General features: G+C 63.7%; 16 protein-coding genes. 6 read left to right on the top strand and 10 right to left on the bottom strand.

The features are described from left to right. Window positions 1-49: 49 nt before the first annotated feature. The gene (locus BLT92_RS08470; RefSeq protein ID WP_092104828.1) at window positions 50-835 is read right to left on the bottom strand and encodes an NAD(P)H-dependent oxidoreductase; all 786 of its coding nucleotides are present in this window, start codon (window positions 833-835) and stop codon (window positions 50-52) included. A gap of 80 nt (window positions 836-915) precedes the next feature. Between BLT92_RS08470 and BLT92_RS08465 the strand changes: the two genes are divergently transcribed. Then, window positions 916-1,266, top strand: coding sequence for a winged helix-turn-helix transcriptional regulator (locus BLT92_RS08465; RefSeq protein ID WP_092104826.1), 351 nt, complete (start codon window positions 916-918; stop codon window positions 1,264-1,266). A gap of 7 nt (window positions 1,267-1,273) precedes the next feature. Here the strand turns inward: BLT92_RS08465 and BLT92_RS08460 are convergent, their stop codons facing one another. After that, complete coding sequence (locus BLT92_RS08460; RefSeq protein ID WP_092104824.1) at window positions 1,274-1,867, bottom strand: YdhK family protein; 594 nt, start codon at window positions 1,865-1,867, stop codon at window positions 1,274-1,276. Between the two features lie 98 nt (window positions 1,868-1,965). Between BLT92_RS08460 and BLT92_RS08455 the strand changes: the two genes are divergently transcribed. Further along, on the top strand, window positions 1,966-2,574 hold the full coding sequence (locus tag BLT92_RS08455; RefSeq protein ID WP_231939096.1) for a CueP family metal-binding protein: 609 nt from the start codon (window positions 1,966-1,968) through the stop codon (window positions 2,572-2,574). A gap of 27 nt (window positions 2,575-2,601) precedes the next feature. On the opposite strand, the gene BLT92_RS08450 is transcribed toward BLT92_RS08455, so the two are convergent. The 5 genes from BLT92_RS08450 to BLT92_RS08435 form a co-directional block, all read right to left on the bottom strand. Further along, the gene (locus tag BLT92_RS08450; protein WP_092104820.1) at window positions 2,602-3,390 is read right to left on the bottom strand and encodes a TVP38/TMEM64 family protein; all 789 of its coding nucleotides are present in this window, start codon (window positions 3,388-3,390) and stop codon (window positions 2,602-2,604) included. Window positions 3,391-3,503: 113 nt separating this feature from the next. After that, the gene (locus BLT92_RS08445) at window positions 3,504-3,956 is read right to left on the bottom strand and encodes a hypothetical protein (protein WP_092104818.1); all 453 of its coding nucleotides are present in this window, start codon (window positions 3,954-3,956) and stop codon (window positions 3,504-3,506) included. 29 nt (window positions 3,957-3,985) lie between these two features. Beyond that, entirely contained in the window at window positions 3,986-4,156 is a 171-nt protein-coding gene (locus tag BLT92_RS20400; protein ID WP_157691394.1) for a hypothetical protein, read from the bottom strand. 18 nt (window positions 4,157-4,174) lie between these two features. Further along, the gene (locus BLT92_RS08440; RefSeq protein WP_092104816.1) at window positions 4,175-5,548 is read right to left on the bottom strand and encodes an L-lactate MFS transporter; all 1,374 of its coding nucleotides are present in this window, start codon (window positions 5,546-5,548) and stop codon (window positions 4,175-4,177) included. Between the two features lie 265 nt (window positions 5,549-5,813). Further along, window positions 5,814-6,590, bottom strand: a complete 777-nt coding sequence (locus BLT92_RS08435) for a SurA N-terminal domain-containing protein (protein WP_231939095.1) — start codon at window positions 6,588-6,590, stop codon at window positions 5,814-5,816. Window positions 6,591-6,825: 235 nt separating this feature from the next. On the opposite strand from BLT92_RS08435, the gene BLT92_RS08430 reads away from it, so the two are divergent. After that, a complete protein-coding gene (locus BLT92_RS08430; protein WP_092104815.1) occupies window positions 6,826-7,182 on the top strand; it encodes a VOC family protein in 357 nt (118 codons plus the stop codon). Window positions 7,183-7,206: 24 nt separating this feature from the next. Here BLT92_RS08430 and BLT92_RS08425 read toward each other — a convergent pair whose 3' ends face one another. Next, the gene (locus BLT92_RS08425; RefSeq protein ID WP_092108999.1) at window positions 7,207-7,755 is read right to left on the bottom strand and encodes a dihydrofolate reductase family protein; all 549 of its coding nucleotides are present in this window, start codon (window positions 7,753-7,755) and stop codon (window positions 7,207-7,209) included. A 336-nt stretch (window positions 7,756-8,091) separates the two neighbouring features. Between BLT92_RS08425 and BLT92_RS08420 the strand changes: the two genes are divergently transcribed. Then, window positions 8,092-9,318: a M20 metallopeptidase family protein gene (locus BLT92_RS08420; protein ID WP_092104813.1), complete on the top strand. Its 1,227-nt coding sequence runs from the start codon at window positions 8,092-8,094 to the stop codon at window positions 9,316-9,318. Window positions 9,319-9,614: 296 nt separating this feature from the next. On the opposite strand, the gene fdhA is transcribed toward BLT92_RS08420, so the two are convergent. Both fdhA and BLT92_RS08410 read right to left on the bottom strand, forming a co-directional pair. Continuing rightward, on the bottom strand, window positions 9,615-10,829 hold the full coding sequence (gene fdhA / locus BLT92_RS08415) for a formaldehyde dehydrogenase, glutathione-independent (RefSeq protein WP_092104811.1): 1,215 nt from the start codon (window positions 10,827-10,829) through the stop codon (window positions 9,615-9,617). A 187-nt stretch (window positions 10,830-11,016) separates the two neighbouring features. Next, entirely contained in the window at window positions 11,017-11,943 is a 927-nt protein-coding gene (locus BLT92_RS08410) for a LysR family transcriptional regulator (protein WP_092104809.1), read from the bottom strand. A 139-nt stretch (window positions 11,944-12,082) separates the two neighbouring features. On the opposite strand from BLT92_RS08410, the gene BLT92_RS08405 reads away from it, so the two are divergent. Both BLT92_RS08405 and BLT92_RS08400 read left to right on the top strand, forming a co-directional pair. Next, on the top strand, window positions 12,083-13,381 hold the full coding sequence (locus BLT92_RS08405) for an aromatic ring-hydroxylating oxygenase subunit alpha (protein ID WP_407922878.1): 1,299 nt from the start codon (window positions 12,083-12,085) through the stop codon (window positions 13,379-13,381). Continuing rightward, a complete protein-coding gene (locus BLT92_RS08400) occupies window positions 13,378-14,835 on the top strand; it encodes a flavin reductase family protein (RefSeq protein WP_092104807.1) in 1,458 nt (485 codons plus the stop codon). The genes BLT92_RS08405 and BLT92_RS08400 overlap by 4 nt, the downstream gene beginning before the upstream one ends. Window positions 14,836-14,857 lie beyond the last annotated feature (22 nt).

Genomic DNA, 14,857 nt, shown 5'->3' with positions numbered 1-14,857 from the left:
GCGGTGTCCGTGCGCGGTCCTCGTCGGGTTTCGACTTCCGGGCACCGCGTCAGGCATCGACGCGGTGTATGCCCAGGTCCGTCCGCCCGGGGACGAGTTCCTCGCGCAGTGCCCGCCCGGGACGGTAGTCCCCGCTCATCATCGTCCGAAACGGAATCGGCGCTTCGTCTGCGAGGTTCGCAAGTCGATGGGTGAAGCGGTCGATTTCGTGCTGGGCTTCGTCCGGGCTGAGGCCATCGGCATCGGGAATCGTGTGCAGCGCCAGGGGTTCGATGCCTGCGTAGAACAATGTGCCGTGGGTGACTCCGAAAAGAAGGGAATCGAGGTCGCCTGCGATGCCCCTCGTGCCGACGGTTCTGAGATCCTCACCGAGGGTGATGGTGAGGAGCGCGCGCCGACCAGCGAGCAATCCGCCACCGTATTTCCACGGGAGTCCGGTTTCCGGATCGGTCACATTGAATCCGAAACCGGATGAGAACACCCGGTCGAACCACCCCTTGAGCATCGCGGGAACCGAATACCACCACAACGGGAATTGAAAGACGATGAGGTCGGCGTCGAGCAGCTTCTGCTGTTCGAGAGCGACCTCATCGGGAAGTTGCCCTTCGGAGGCGGCCTGCGTCCACCGGTCGAGGAAAGGCGAGTCAACATCTGCGCGTTCGCCGAGATCGGCGCGTGACAGTGCGGGCTCGAACCCCATGGCATAGAGGTCGCTCGTGACAACATCGTGGGTGCGTGCGAGTGCAGTTCGACCGGCGTCGAAGAGTGCGCGATTGAACGATCGGGCATCGGGGTGGGCGTAGACGTACAGTGCTTGCGGCTTCGTGGTGGTCATGCAACAATCTCAACACCCACCCAATACTTTGGGAAGTATGCACTTTTAAGTCCTATACCGACAGTTTGGATAGTATTGATATGAGAACCGCTACCCAGCTCGCTTTGGACGTGTGTCCCGTCGAAGTGACGGTCAGCGTCATCGGAGGGTCGTGGAAGCTCACGATCATCCAGATTCTGCTTCAGGGGACCAGGCGATTCGGAGGGCTTCGCCGAGAGGTCGGCGACATCACCGACAGGGTCCTGACGCGTCAGGTGCGTGAGCTGGAAGCCGACGGCCTCGTCCACCGTGAAGTCTTCGCCGAGGTTCCGCCCCGAGTCGAATACTCGTTGACGGACTGGGGTAGGTCTCTGCAGCCGCTTGTTGAGATGATGGACGACTGGGGGCATCGCTGGGCACTCGCCCAGACGGATTCCGAAGAAGCACCCTGAGCCGAGGTCATTGTCCGGGCTGGACCTCGCCTTCGACAACCCACTTGTGGTTCGTCATCGTCATGTCGTCCGTGTCGACGTCGACCATGTAGACGGTCTCCTCGGTCGAGCTGTCGATCGATGCTTCAGCACCCTTCATCCCGGGCATATGGTCGGCGTTGAGAACCACCTCGGTGCCGTCTGCCAGAGGTGCCCTGTCGGGATTGTCGAGTTCTTCGTGCACGACCCATTTGTGGTCTTTGACCGGGTCGCCGCCGTCGGTGGGCGTGTAGCTGACCGAATAGGTCGTGGTGTCGAAGGCGCCTGAGATCGTGGCCTTCGCTCCGTTCATGCCCGGCATGTGGTCGGCGGTGAGAGTGACTTCCTCGCCGACGGAGTACGTCGGGTCAGAGGCCTCTTTGATGCCCTCTGGCGGCTGGCCGCCATCGGTGGCGTGCTCGTGGCTTTCGCCATGATCCTCACTCGATGCCGACTCAGACGGTGTCTCATGTTGTGAATGTTGGGCAGCCTTGTCGTCTTCTGGGCTGCTGCATCCCGATAATGTCAGTGCCGATGCGGCTGCAACCGCGGCGATGGTCGTCAACGGTGTGGATCTCTTCATTCTTCTCCTTCAGTTTCCCTGGCCATGACGGTCCGATCGCGGGCTGCACGAGAGTGCCCGATGCCGACGCTATACCTAGAGGGGGTATAGTTGTCAACGTGACTCAGACAGAGACGATGCGTGTAGTGAACCTGAGGCGAGTCATCGCCATTGCTGCTCTGACCTTGCTATTGGCAGGTTGTGGGACCGACGATTCGGGCTCCGGGTCAGGAAGCGATCCGGTGTCGACGGGGGACTTCCTCTCCGAGCACGGTTTGGACGGGATGGGTGCCGTTGAAGTCATTGATCATCTTGACCGACTTTCAGTGACGGATCGCTCGAGCGATCTCATGGCGTCGGTCTACCCCGATGAGTTGGTGCTGGTCGGTGAAGCGCAGGAAGTGACTTTAGATCTGCCGGAGGAGAAGGCCTATGTCTCGATCGCTCCGTACGCGAACACTACTCACGACTGCTTCTTTCACAGCCTGACGACCTGTCGTGGAGAGCTTGGCAATGAGGAGGTCGACGTACAGATCACCGACAGCGCCGCCGGCGAGGTGGTCGTCGACGATCAGGTGAGAACGTTCGACAATGGCTTCGCCGGGTTCTGGGTCCCGAGTGACATCGAGGGAATCGTCGACATCGCCCACGGCGGGAAGTCCGGTTCGGTCGAATTCTCCACAATGGATGACGGTGCGACCTGCATCACCGATCTTCAGCTCTCTTGATCTGAAGTTTCGGTTTCTCGGGCCGGATCAGTCCTCGGGCTTCGCCTCGTTGTCTGGCGAGCCCTCGACCTTTGGCGAGACCTCGCCTTCGCGTCCGCCTTCGCTCTCTGAGTCGGCTGGGTGTTTCTGAGCCGACTTCCACCGTCGGAAGGTGAGGATCGTCAGCACGATGACCAACGCCCACGAAATGCCGACGGCAGTGCCTGTGATGATTCCGGGACTTCCGATGAAGGCACCAACCGCGACAAGGGAGAGCTGTCCTGGCAGTGCCGAGACAGCGGTGGCGATGAGGAACGTGCGGCTCCTGATGCCCAGCGCCCCGCTGCCGTAGTTCACCGGCCAATAGGGGAATCCGGGCATGAGGCGCAGGGTGCATACCGCATAGAAGCCGCCGTTGGTCAGCCGGGATTCGATCGCCTCGGCGTGGTTGCCCAGCAGCTTCATGACGGTGTCGCGTCCCAGAGCTCGGGAGATCCAATAGCCTCCGAAGCACCCTGCCAGCACGCCGATCATCGACAAGATGGTGCCGAACACCAGCCCGAACGCCAGCCCACCGGCCACCGCCATGATGGTGACGGGGATAGGGGTGGCCGCGACGACTGCGTAGAGAAGGATGAAGATGCCGAAGCCCCAGAACCCGGCATCCGCGATCTGCTTTTGGAGTCCGTCGAGTGAGGGCAGGTGCACGTTGAATGCCAACCACAGCCCAGCGAGTACCGCCAGGGCCAATGCCACGTTGCGCAGGATCGAACCCCATGGGACTCGGGACTCACCGTGAGCCCCCTGGGGCGGTGCGGAGTTCTCATCGGAGGGCATGGCTCGATCCTACGTGTCTGGGACGGTGGGCAATGAATCGACCATGCTCAGGACGAAACCGAGAGCCACCTCGGCGCGGGTGGGGGTGTGGTCGTCAGCCGGTGCTGCGCCGTTCAGCGTGTCTGCGAGCTCCCATGCCGCCGCTCCAGTCGGGCCACGCCCACTGGAACGCAGAGGATTGCGATGCTGATGAGAAGCAGGATCGGCAGCCACCAGGCAGGGAACGACTTCAGAGCAATGTCATGGGCGCACGAACCCGCGGCCAGGCCGAGGCCGAGACTTCCGAAGAGTCGCAGGACGCCCCACCACGCCAGGTCATCGCGCACCCCAGCGGTGGTGATGTCGACGATCAGTGCACCGAAGGCGAGGACAGAAGTGCCGGTCATGAAGAGGAGAAGGGCCGGCGCACGGTCTGCGGGGGTTCCGCCTGTGCCGCTGCCGGCCACACCGGTAGTCCACGCGGTGAGGAAGGCGAGCAGGACGACCAGGCACCACAGGGCAATGGAAACGACCCTGACCTTGGACTTCTGTGCGAAGAATCCGAGGGCAGGATCGTTGTGGCTCATGTGCTGAGAGTAGCCGAAGTCGTGGATCCTCAGCTGGTGAAGATCGCGACGGCCTTGACCACGGTCAGGGTCAGGCCCCAGACGAGGCCGCCGACCACGACGACCGTGAGGGTCGATCCGACCGCCTTGTAGGCACCGCCGACGGGTGACTGCGGTGAGCCCTCGGCCGGGACATGTGCTGTGGGTGCGGAATCGCTCATGGTGTCAGTCCCTTCCTTTCAGTTCTCGTCTTCGAGGGCGGCGGCCTGTTTGGCCTTGACCGTCTCTTCGCGTTCGAAGTGCCTCTTGCTGACCGGCCGGATCAGGGCGTTGGCGATGAAGCCGATAGCCAGCGCCCCGACCATGATGAACATGCCCGGGGTGTAGAGCTCGGGCCCGGTCTTGCCTGCCTTCTCGCCCGCCTCGACGACGGAGTTGACGATGAGCGGTCCGGCCACGCCCGCAGCGGACCATGCGGTGAGCAGGGCGCCGTGGATGGCTCCGACCTGATAGACGCCGAAGAGATCCTTGAGGTAGGCCGGGACGGTGGAGAAGCCGCCGCCATAGAACGAGATGATGACGAGCGTCGCGAGGATGAACAGGATGAGAGAGCTGCCTCCGAAGAGTGCCACAGCCAGGTAGAGGACGAGTCCGCCGCCGAGGTAGAGCATGTAGTTGTTCTTGCGACCGAGATAGTCCGAGGTCGTCGACCAGACAAAGCGACCAGCCATGTTGCCGATCGAGAGAAGACCGACGTAGCCGGCTGCTGCCGCGGCCGTGATGCCGAAGTAGGCCTGCGCCATCGGGGCGGCGTTCTCGAGGATGCCGATTCCCGCAGTGACATTGAGGAACAGGGCGACCCACAGCAGCCAGAACTGCGGGGTGCGGATCGCGCTGCGAACGGAGACGTTGCCCTTCGTCTGCATGGGCTTGGAGGTCGCCTTGCTCGGGTCGAAGTTCTTGGGAGTCCACTCGGGATGGGGGACCCGGATGACGAAGGCTCCCGCGGTGATGACGACGGCGTAGACGATGCCGAGCGTGACGAAGGTCGGCGTCAGACCGGCGACGAGGTTCTCCCGTTCGGTGCCGCCGCCGTAGAGGCTCATCAGCTGGTTCGACATCGGGCTGGCGATGAGCGCACCGCCGCCGAAGCCCATGATCGCCAGGCCGGTGGCCAGGCCCGGACGGTCGGGGAACCACTTCATCAGCGTCGAGACCGGGGAGATGTAGCCGATTCCCAGACCGATGCCTCCGATGACGCCGTAGCCGAGGTAGACCAACCACAGCTGACCGATCATGATTCCCAGCGAGGCGATGAAGAAGCCGATGACCCAACAGGCGCCCGCTGCGACCATCGATGCCCGCGGGCCGTTCTTCTCCACCCAGGGACCGAAGACGGCCGAGGAGATGCCGAGCATGAGAATCGCGATCGAGAAGATCCAGCCGATCGAGACCTCACCGGCGTCGAAGTGCGTCATGAAGGGGATCTTGAACACGCTGAATGCGTAGACCTGCCCGATGCACAGATGGATTGCCAGGGCGGCCGGCGGGATCAGCCACCGGTTGAAGTTCTTTGGTGCGACGATCGCCGACCGAGAGAGGACCGAAGCCATGAAGGATCCTTAGGTTTGTGTGCTCTATATACGACCATCGTCGGTCGCACGTGCTGTGAGGACGAGCGAATCATAAAGACACGCTTCTTTCCCCTACACACTAAAGCGCACACACGGATTTGGCGAGGAACACTCAGAAATTCCCCAAGGATGAGACTCGCAGCGATCTCGAAGCGATAGAGCCCCGCTCGGACGGCATCCGACAGTGCTGGCTGTCAGTGTCGTCCGAGCGGGGCTCGTCGAGTGGTCGGAGATCTGCGGTCCGTCAGAGGTTGATCGTGACGTCGCCCTTTTCGCGCAGTTTCTTGGCGTACTTCTGAGTCGCCTGCGTCGACTTCTGGCTCTTCACCTGCTTCTCGAGCTGCGGACGCATCTCCTCGAGCGGTGGGACCTCCTGGGCCTGCTGGCCGCCCTGCTGCGCCATCTGCTCCTGCTGGGTCTTCGCCTGCTGGTAGGCCTGGCCGATCTCTTCGCCGCTGACCTTGAACTCGCCGTACTCATCCTTGATGAGGTCTTCGATCGACAGCTGGGTCTTGAGTTCGGAATGGACCTTCTTCTCGTCCATGCCCTGCTTCTTCATGGCCGCGAGGAAGTCCTTCTTGCTCATCTGACTCGACTTGGCGGATTCGCCGAGGGCTTTGTCGATGTCCTTGTCGGTCACCTTGATGCCGCGCTCATCGGCTTCCTGGCTCAGCAGTTCGGTGCTCACGAGGTTCTCGGCCGTCTGGGTCTTCAGCTTCTTCTCGTCGACCTGCTGACCGGACTGCTGTGACTGCATCTGCATCTGCTGGTACTGGGTCTCGTAGAGAGGAACGAAGTCGTCCTTCGTGATCTTCTCGCCGTTGACTTCGGCGACGACATTGGGAATGCCGTCCGTGTTCGGTTTGCCGTTCTGGGCCTGGGCCTGGTCTTTGCCCTGGCCCTGCTCGGCTGCGGCGGAGGTCTTCTCTTCCGCTGGCTTGTCCTCGGGCGAACCGCAAGCGGCGAAGGCCACCACGGACACGGACAGGGCAAGGCCCAGCAACCACTTGCTCTTCTGCACATTCACTCCTGATGTCGGGATCAGCCTGCCAGGCTAACAGTCGCGATTCACCGAAGTATGTGTGGAGCATGAATGTCGCTTGGCAAGCCGAGTTGGGACGGTTCGGCAGAAGCGTTCCACCGCTTCGGAGCCGTCTTCGCCTTGTCTCTATGTCAGCGGCTGCGGATAGACTCATGAGGAATCAGGTGTGCGGCCGGCTCTCACGGAGACCGGGCCACGGACGAGAGGTTCAATCATGGAATCGAGATTTCGCGGTGTGTTCCTGACCTGCGCGGACGCCGAGGTGACGGCTGCTTTCTACCGAAATGTGGCCGGGGTGCCGTTGGAGGCAGTCGGCAGCGATGAATACACCTACTGGATGCTGGACCTGGATGGCGTTCAGATCGCCCTTCACGATGCGAAGGCGTTCGCGGACTACAGCTTCCCGCCCAACTCGGAGTCCAACCTCACCCACCTCTACTTCCGGATCCCCGATCTGCAGGCGTTCCTCACCCATGTGCAGGACGTGGGCGCCCCGCTGATCGATGTCGACGACGTCGTGGCCACGGTCGAAGACCCCGACGGCCGGAAGGTTATGTTCGGCACGGCCTAACCGGCCGACAATGGTCAGTGCTGGTCAGCGCATCGGCTCGTACGCCGAGTAGACGACACCGCTGGGAAACGACTTCGAATCGACCAGCTGCAGCCGAGGCACTCCTGCGTCATCGGGGAAGAAGCCGCGTCCGCGCCTCTGCCACGCCGGATAGGTGAACATCCGGTACTCATCGACGAGTCCGGCGGTGATGAGCGCATGCGCCAGGGTGATGCTGCCGGTGACGATCACGTCCCGGCCCGGTTCATCGCGCATCGCTGTCACAGCCTGCAGCGGATCCGTGCTGATGACGGTCGAGTTCTGCCACTCCGGGTCGGTCAGCGTTGTCGAGACCACTCGCTTGTCGACCTGGTTGAGATGATCGGCGACCCCGGTGACGTCATCGCTCTGGTGCGGCCAGTAGCCGCGGAAGTCTTCGAAGGTCTGCCGTCCGAGCAGCAGCACTTCCTCGTTGGCTGACTGCCGCATGAGTTCTGCTGACAGCTCCTCGTCCTGGGCCTGCGGGTCGAACCAGTCGTCGAGCATTTCGACTCGGCCGTCGAGGGTCATGTTCTGGGTGATGATGATGCGCACGGCGGTCTCCTCGTCGAGTGTCGTCACTCACTACGGTACGCACGACGGGACCCGAGGTCCATGGTCGCGTGCCGAACTCATGGACCTCGGGCTTCTCGGGAGCGACGGCGCTGGGTCATCGCAGAACGGGGTGATCAGGCGTGGGACTCGGCGTGGTCTGCGATCTCGACCACATGCGATTCCGGTGCGCTGCGCTTGATCAGCAGCACCACGTTCCGTCGCCGCCAATGACAATGCAGTCAGACCCGATTCTCAGTAGGGTCTGCTGATCAGTGCGGTCTGAACCTCAGTAGAGTCGGACTCACAGTTCATTCGGCCCGAAGGAGAACCGCGTCCATGTCCGCATCGCCATCCGTATCATCGTCCGCCGCTGCCCCAGATTTCCGCACCGAAGCCCGTAGCCTCCACGACGATCTCGTCACCTTGCGCCGCACCCTGCACGCCAATCCAGAGCTCGGCTTCCAGCTGCCCTTCACTCAGAAGACCGTCTTGGATGAGCTCGCCGATCTGGGCCTCGAGATCACGACGGGGGAGTCGCTGAGCTCGATCGTTGCCGTGCTCAAGGGAGAGCGCCCGGGACCTGCCGTGCTGCTGCGTGGGGACATGGATGCCTTGCCCGTGGCCGAGGACACCGGCCTCGACTATGCGTCGACGAACGGCAATATGCACGCCTGCGGCCACGACATGCACACGGCAGGCCTCGTCGGTGCGGCTCGTCTGCTCGCGGCGCACCGGGACGAGCTGCCTGGTTCCATCGTGTTCATGTTTCAGCCCGCCGAGGAGGTTGAGGGAGGTGCAGAACCGATGCTTGCCGAGGGTATGCTCGAGGCCGCTGGGGTGCCTGTCATCGCCGCATACGGAATCCATGTTGAGGCCGACAAGCGCGGAAGGTTCACCACCAAGGGCGGCCCGCTGATGGCCGGATTCGCCGACCTCAATCTGACCGTTCACGGCGCCGGTGGCCACAGCTCCCAACCGCAGGCCACCCGTGACCCGGTGCCTGCCGTCGCCGAGATCGCGCTCGCCCTGAACACGATGACGACCCGCTCCTTCGACATCTTCGATCCCGTCGTCGTCTCCGTGACTCAGCTCGAGGGCTCACAGGCCAGCAACATCATCCCGGACACCGCGAAGCTCACCGCCTCGGTCCGCTACCTCTCCGCGGATTCGATCGCTCTGCTGCAGCAGCGTGTGCCCGAGATCGCCGAGAACATTGCCCGGGCGCACAGGTGCACCGCCGAGGTGGACTTCAGAATCGGATTCCCCGTGACCGTGAACAATCCCGCCGAGTCCAGACTGGTCATCGACCGCCTCGGCGAGGTCTTCGGCACCGAGCAAGTCGAGGAGATGGCCGTGCCGCGGATGGGCTCGGAGGACTTCTCCTACGTGCTCGAGAAGGTGCCGGGTACGTTCGTGTTCCTCGGAGCAACGCCCGAGGGCGTCGACCCGAGCGCGGAGACGAACCATTCGCCCCGGGTGGCCTTCGACGACGGGCTGCTCGGCGACCAGGCCGCGGCGCTGGCGCATCTGGCGTTCACGCGTTTGGCGGACGAGGTGCGCTGAGGCGCCAGCGGGGCAGAGGCACCAGCTGCGCTGAGGCGCCAGCGGGGCTGAGGCATCAGCTGCGCTGAGCCTCTTGGCCTGAGCTGCCCAGCCTGCCTGCGTCCCACCCGCAGCCCACCCGCAGCACACCCGCGACGCCGAAACACGGGTGCCGCGCCGAGAAGCGGGCGGGGCGCGGGGCCCTGGCTCCGAAACACGGGTGCTGCGCCGACACTCGGGTTTGCACCCATGTGTTTCGACGCAGCGCCCGTGTTTCGGCGGAGGTTCCTGGTGGCGCTGGTGGCGCTGCTGGTGCCTCAGGCCTTGATCAGGCCGTGGGGGTCGAGGACGAACTTCTTCGCCACACCTGAGTCGAAGTCGGCGTAGCCCTGCGGGGCATCCTCGAGCGCGATCGGGGTGGCATTGACGTTTTTCGCGATCGAGACTTTGTCGTTGAGGATCGCGTGCATCAGGCCGCGGTTGTACTTCATGACCGGGCACTGACCGGTGACGAAGACGTGTGACTTCGCGAAGCCCAGTCCGAAGCGCATCGACAGGGATCCTTGCTGGGCCGCCTTGTCGGCCGCTCCCGGATCGCCGGTGACGTAGAGGCCGGGGATGCCCAGGCTGCCGCCGGCCCGGGTAATGTCCATGAGCGAGTTGAGCACAGTTGCCGGTGCCTCTGTGGCTGCATCCTTGCCGTGGCCGCGCGCTTCGAAGCCCACAGCATCGATGCCGCAGTCGACCTCGGGAGTGCCGAGGATCTGCTCGATCTGATCCTTCGGGTCGCCCTTGGACACATCGACGGTCTCACAGCCGAAGCCGCGTGCCTGGGCGAGCCGGTCCTCGTTGAGGTCGCCGACGATGACGACCGATGCGCCGAGCAGCTGCGCCGAGGTGGCCGCGGCGATTCCGACCGGACCTGCACCGGCGACGTAGACCGTCGAGCCGATCGTGACTCCGGCGCCGACCGCGCCGTGGAAGCCCGTGGGGAAGATGTCGGAGAGCATGGCCAGATCGAGAATCTTCTCCATCGCCTGGTCCTTGTCCGGGAACTTCAGAACGTTCCAGTCGGCGTAGGGAACGAGGACGTACTCGGCCTGTCCGCCGACCCATCCGCCCATGTCGACGTAGCCGTAGGCCGAGCCTGGGCGGTCGGGGTTGACGTTGAGGCAGATGCCGGTCTGGCGTTCGATGCAGTTCCGGCAGCGTCCGCAGGAGATGTTGAACGGCACGGACACGAGGTCGCCGACCTTGACGAACTCGACATCAGGGCCGACCTCGACGACCTCGCCGGTGATCTCATGCCCGAGGACGAGGCCCTCCGGAGCGGTGGTGCGGCCGCGGACCATGTGCTGGTCGGAGCCGCAGATGTTCGTGGCCACGGTCTTGAGGATGACGCCGTGGTTGACCTTGCGGCCGACGTTTTCTGGATGGACGCCGGGCCCATCCTTGAGGACGAACTCGGGATACTCGGTGTCGACGACCTCGACCTTGCCGGGACCTGCATAGCTGATTGCCTTGTTGCTCATCGTTGAGTCTCCATTCGAGTGAATGTGGAAGCGGCGAACCTCAGGAGAGCCGACCGGCCTCCTGAAATACCAGTCTTTCATCAGACGTGACTGCAGTCTCGCCGTTTGCTCGTGCGTCTGTCAATAGCCGTCTCGGACGTCAGCATCAGCTGTCTCAGAAAGCGCGGAGCAGAGCCCTGATGGCGTCCTATTCGCCGAGGCGAGTCGCCAGAATGTGCTGAGAGGTCGACCGCAGATGCCGGAGGGATTCCCTGATCAGGGGCGAATTGCGGCTGCCCGCCCGGACCGCGGCGACGATCTTCCGGCTGAGTCGGCCCGGCCCGCTCAGGCGGACTCGGGTGACATTGTCCTCCCCGGCGAGGCTGACCAGTCGAGGCAGCAGACTGACGCCCACACCGACACCGACGAGTGCCGCCTGCGTCTCCCATTCGACGGATTCGTGCGAGATCCTCGGGGTCACGCCGGCCGCGGTGAAGGCGGCGATGAACAGCGCGTGATAAGGCGATCCGGGCACGGCGGTGATCCAGTCCTCGGCGGCCAGTTCGGCCAGCGTCACGGATTCGAGCGTGGCGACCCTGTGGTCGGAGGGCACCATGACGTCGAGCGGATCATCGAGGAGGTCGACCTTCTCGAACCGCGGATCGTCCTCGACCTGGACATCGCCCTGCATCGACACGACCACGGCGAGGTCGATGCGCTCGGCGATGAGGAGTTCGAAGCAGCGCGTCGGGCTGGCCTCAGTCACGTGCACCGAGGACTCCGGATGCGAGGTGCGCAGGTGGGCCGCGAGCGGGGCGAGCAGATTCGACGATGCCGTCGAGAAGCCGCCGATGCCGAAATGTGTGGGGGACTGGTCACCGGCGCTCAGCGACGAGGCGCGGATGTCCTCCCATTCGGCGATGAGCCTGTCCGAGCGTCGCACGAGATGTCGACCCGTCGCCGTCAGTCGAAGCCCGCGACCGTCCCTGGTCAGCAGGGTCATCCCGAGGTTCGCCTGGAGTTCGCGCAGCTGCCCGGACACTGCGGAGGGCGAGTATCCGGTGAGCTCGGCGGTGGCGGCGACGGTGCCGCAGGCGGCGAAGGTGCGAAGCGTGATGAGACGCGGATCGATCATGGCACTATTGTGCCCGAGATCATACGGAGAATCCGCTCATAATCCACCACAATCTCGCGCTTTTCCTGCAGTGTCCACATCGCTAATGTCGTGGGTGACAGCACGGATCAAGGTGCAGCACACATCAAGGGAGATGGAATTGACCGCAGTGAATCTGGCGCCGACGAAGCGGGGCTTCCCTGCCGGCTTCAGCGAAGAGAGGCTCGACGAAACTCGACAGCTCCTCGATACCCGACGCACCGGCTTCTCCCTCGAGGCGCCGTTCTACACCGATGATCATCTCTTCAACCTCGATATGCAGGCCATCTTCGGGCAGAGCTGGGTCTTCGCCTGCAGCGTCGCGGAGATCCCCGAGCCCGGTGACTACGTCACGCTCGACTACGGTCCCTACTCCCTAATCGTGCTGCGCACCGACGACGGCGGAGTCAATGTCCTCCACAACGTGTGCCGCCACCGAGGCGCCCGAGTACTGACCGCGGACAACGGGACCACGGGCAACCTGGTCTGCGGCTACCACTCGTGGACCTATTCGCCCGAGGGCGACCTCATCCACGCCTCGGCGCCGGGCGAGATGGAATTCGACAAGGCCTGCTATTCACTCAAACGTGCCCACGGAAAGATCGTCGCGGGCCTCGTCTTTCTGTGTCTGGCCGAGGAACCCCCTGCCGACTTCGATGACACAGCGAGGATCTTCGAGCCCTATGTCGCCCCGCATGAACTGGCTAAGACGAAGGTGGCCTATCAGCAGAACATCGTGGAGGAGGCCAACTGGAAGCTCGTGATGGAGAACAACCGCGAGTGCTATCACTGCGACGGCCACCCGGAGCTCGCCTGTGCCCTGTTCCCGACGTGGGGACTGACCGATGAGACGATCCCACCGCATCTCGAGGATGTCTGGGACCGCAACCAGCAGGCTCAGGCCTCACTGGAGTACCGGTGCCGCCGCTACGGACTGCCCTACGAAGTCGTCGAGGAACTCGATACTCGCGTTGCCGGCATCCGGATCTCACGCGAATCCCTCGACGGACAGGGGGAGTCGTTCTCGGCCGACGGCCGACGCCTGGTGAAGAAGCTCCTCGGCGACCTTCCCGATTTTCGTTTGGGTCGCTGCTCGATGCACCTGCAGCCCAACAGCTGGTTCCACCTCCTCGGCGATCATGTGGTGACCTTCACGGTGCTCCCGATCAACGCGCATCGCACGCTTGTGCGTACCACCTGGCTCGTCGCCGATGATGCGGTCGAGGGCGTCGACTACGACCTCGAGACGCTGACGCATACGTGGAAGCAGACGAACCTGCAGGACAAGAACTTCGTCGAGCTTTGTCAACGGGGAGCGATGAGTCCGGTCTACGAGCAGGGCCCATATATGAAGAGCGAATATCAGGTCGAGGCCTTCATCAACTGGTACGTGACTCGGATGCGGGAGCACGTGGGATGAAGCGCCTCGCCGACCCCATGACTCCGCTGGCCCAGCGGATCCGGGGCCTCGAGATGCCATGGAACCGGGTGCTCTCCAGCACGACGGGACCTGCCGGTGCCGCCACGGCGCTGGGCCCCTGGCACCCGCAGGAGTTCTCTGCCGAGTGCGTGGAGACCATCCCCGAGGCGGGCGACATGATGGTCTTCGTCTTCCGGCGGATGGACGGCGCGCCACTGGCATTCCGGTCGGGTCAGTACATCAACATCGACTTCCCCGTACATGGTCCGGATCTCGAGCCGGTGTCTCGCAGCTACTCGATCTCGAGTGCGCCGACGGAGCCGTGGACGTTCTCCATCACGATCAAGCGCGATTCGAAGGGGCTCGTCTCGAGGTGGGCGCATGAGTCCATTCGCCCGGGTACGGTCCTCGAGATGCTGGGCCCGGTGGGAGCGTTCCACCTCGCCGACTACGATCGACGAGCCCGCTACCTGCTGCTCGGGGCCGGTGCCGGCATCACCCCGCTGATGTCCATGGTGCGCACGATCCATTCGCTGCCGGGTCAGGCCGATGTCGTACTCCTTTATCACGGCTCCGCACCGGATCGCTTTGCCTTCAGCGAGGAGCTCGACTTCCTGGCAAAGGCCGACTTTCGGATCGAAGTCATCTACACCCTGGGAGACCGGGCGCAGACGGTCCGGGCACAGGCGGACCGGGAATCGGGGGAGAGGTCGGCCGGATCCGCACCTGCCTGGACCGGGAGAGTCGGCAGACTCTCGACCCCACTCCTCGAAGAAGTCGTGCCCGACGCCAACGGGCGGCAGGTGTTCGCATGCGGACCCGAGGGATACCTCAACACCGCGTCCGATTGTCTGCGCGAGGTCGGCGTGGACGAGACCTCGATCTTCATGGAATTCTTCTCCGGCGACCGGGAGACCCGTGCCGAATACGCCGAGGAAGTCGCGATCGCCGGCGAGATCGCCGAAGAGATCGCTTCGGCCAGCGAGGAATACTACGAATCGCAGCCAGCCGCCTTGGAGATGTACGAACCGGAGTACACCGCCGAGGGCCCCGTCGAGGCCGCCGGAGCGCCGCTCGAGGCCGTCGACGCCTTGGCCGAAGTCCCGGTCGAGCCGGAGGTCGAGGTGGTCGTGGCAGGGGTCGAGACTGCGACGGTCGTCGACCCGGCGACCTTCGCTACCGTGGGCGAAGGTGAGCACACGATGGCCTTCGTGCGCACCGGGCTCAACGTTCGGGTCGGCTCGGAGGAATTCGTCCTCGACGCCGCCAGGCGTGCGGGAGTGAAGATCGGGGCGAACTGCCAAGAGGGCATGTGCGGCTCGTGCAAGGTCGTCAAGCTCGATGGAGACGTCGACATGAACCACCAAGGCGGCATCCGCGCGCGGGAGATCGACGCCGGGAAATTCCTTCCCTGCTGTTCGACGGCGACGAGTGACCTGATCATCGACGCCTGAGTTCGCGCACCAACTGTGCACC

It is taken from the genome of Brevibacterium picturae (assembly GCF_900105045.1).
GTDB lineage: Bacteria > Actinomycetota > Actinomycetes > Actinomycetales > Brevibacteriaceae > Brevibacterium > Brevibacterium picturae.
Note: the sequence above shows the minus strand (reverse complement) of the source record. Positions and strands in the feature narration are given on the sequence as shown.

Bases quoted from the DNA above. Each gene is read 5' to 3' on its own strand.
- BLT92_RS08450 (WP_092104820.1), bottom strand. From the start codon at position 3,390: ATGCCCTCCGATGAGAACTCCGCACCGCCCCAGGGGGCTCACGGTGAG.
- fdhA (WP_092104811.1), bottom strand. From the start codon at position 10,829: ATGAGCAACAAGGCAATCAGCTATGCAGGTCCCGGCAAGGTCGAGGTC.
- BLT92_RS08400 (WP_092104807.1), top strand. From the start codon at position 13,378: ATGAAGCGCCTCGCCGACCCCATGACTCCGCTGGCCCAGCGGATCCGG.
- BLT92_RS08440 (WP_092104816.1), bottom strand. From the start codon at position 5,548: ATGGCTTCGGTCCTCTCTCGGTCGGCGATCGTCGCACCAAAGAACTTC.
- BLT92_RS20400 (WP_157691394.1), bottom strand. From the start codon at position 4,156: ATGAGCGATTCCGCACCCACAGCACATGTCCCGGCCGAGGGCTCACCG.
- BLT92_RS08465 (WP_092104826.1), top strand. From the start codon at position 916: ATGAGAACCGCTACCCAGCTCGCTTTGGACGTGTGTCCCGTCGAAGTG.
- BLT92_RS08460 (WP_092104824.1), bottom strand. From the start codon at position 1,867: ATGAAGAGATCCACACCGTTGACGACCATCGCCGCGGTTGCAGCCGCA.
- BLT92_RS08470 (WP_092104828.1), bottom strand. From the start codon at position 835: ATGACCACCACGAAGCCGCAAGCACTGTACGTCTACGCCCACCCCGAT.
- BLT92_RS08430 (WP_092104815.1), top strand. From the start codon at position 6,826: ATGGAATCGAGATTTCGCGGTGTGTTCCTGACCTGCGCGGACGCCGAG.
- BLT92_RS08445 (WP_092104818.1), bottom strand. From the start codon at position 3,956: ATGAGCCACAACGATCCTGCCCTCGGATTCTTCGCACAGAAGTCCAAG.
- BLT92_RS08410 (WP_092104809.1), bottom strand. From the start codon at position 11,943: ATGATCGATCCGCGTCTCATCACGCTTCGCACCTTCGCCGCCTGCGGC.
- BLT92_RS08420 (WP_092104813.1), top strand. From the start codon at position 8,092: ATGTCCGCATCGCCATCCGTATCATCGTCCGCCGCTGCCCCAGATTTC.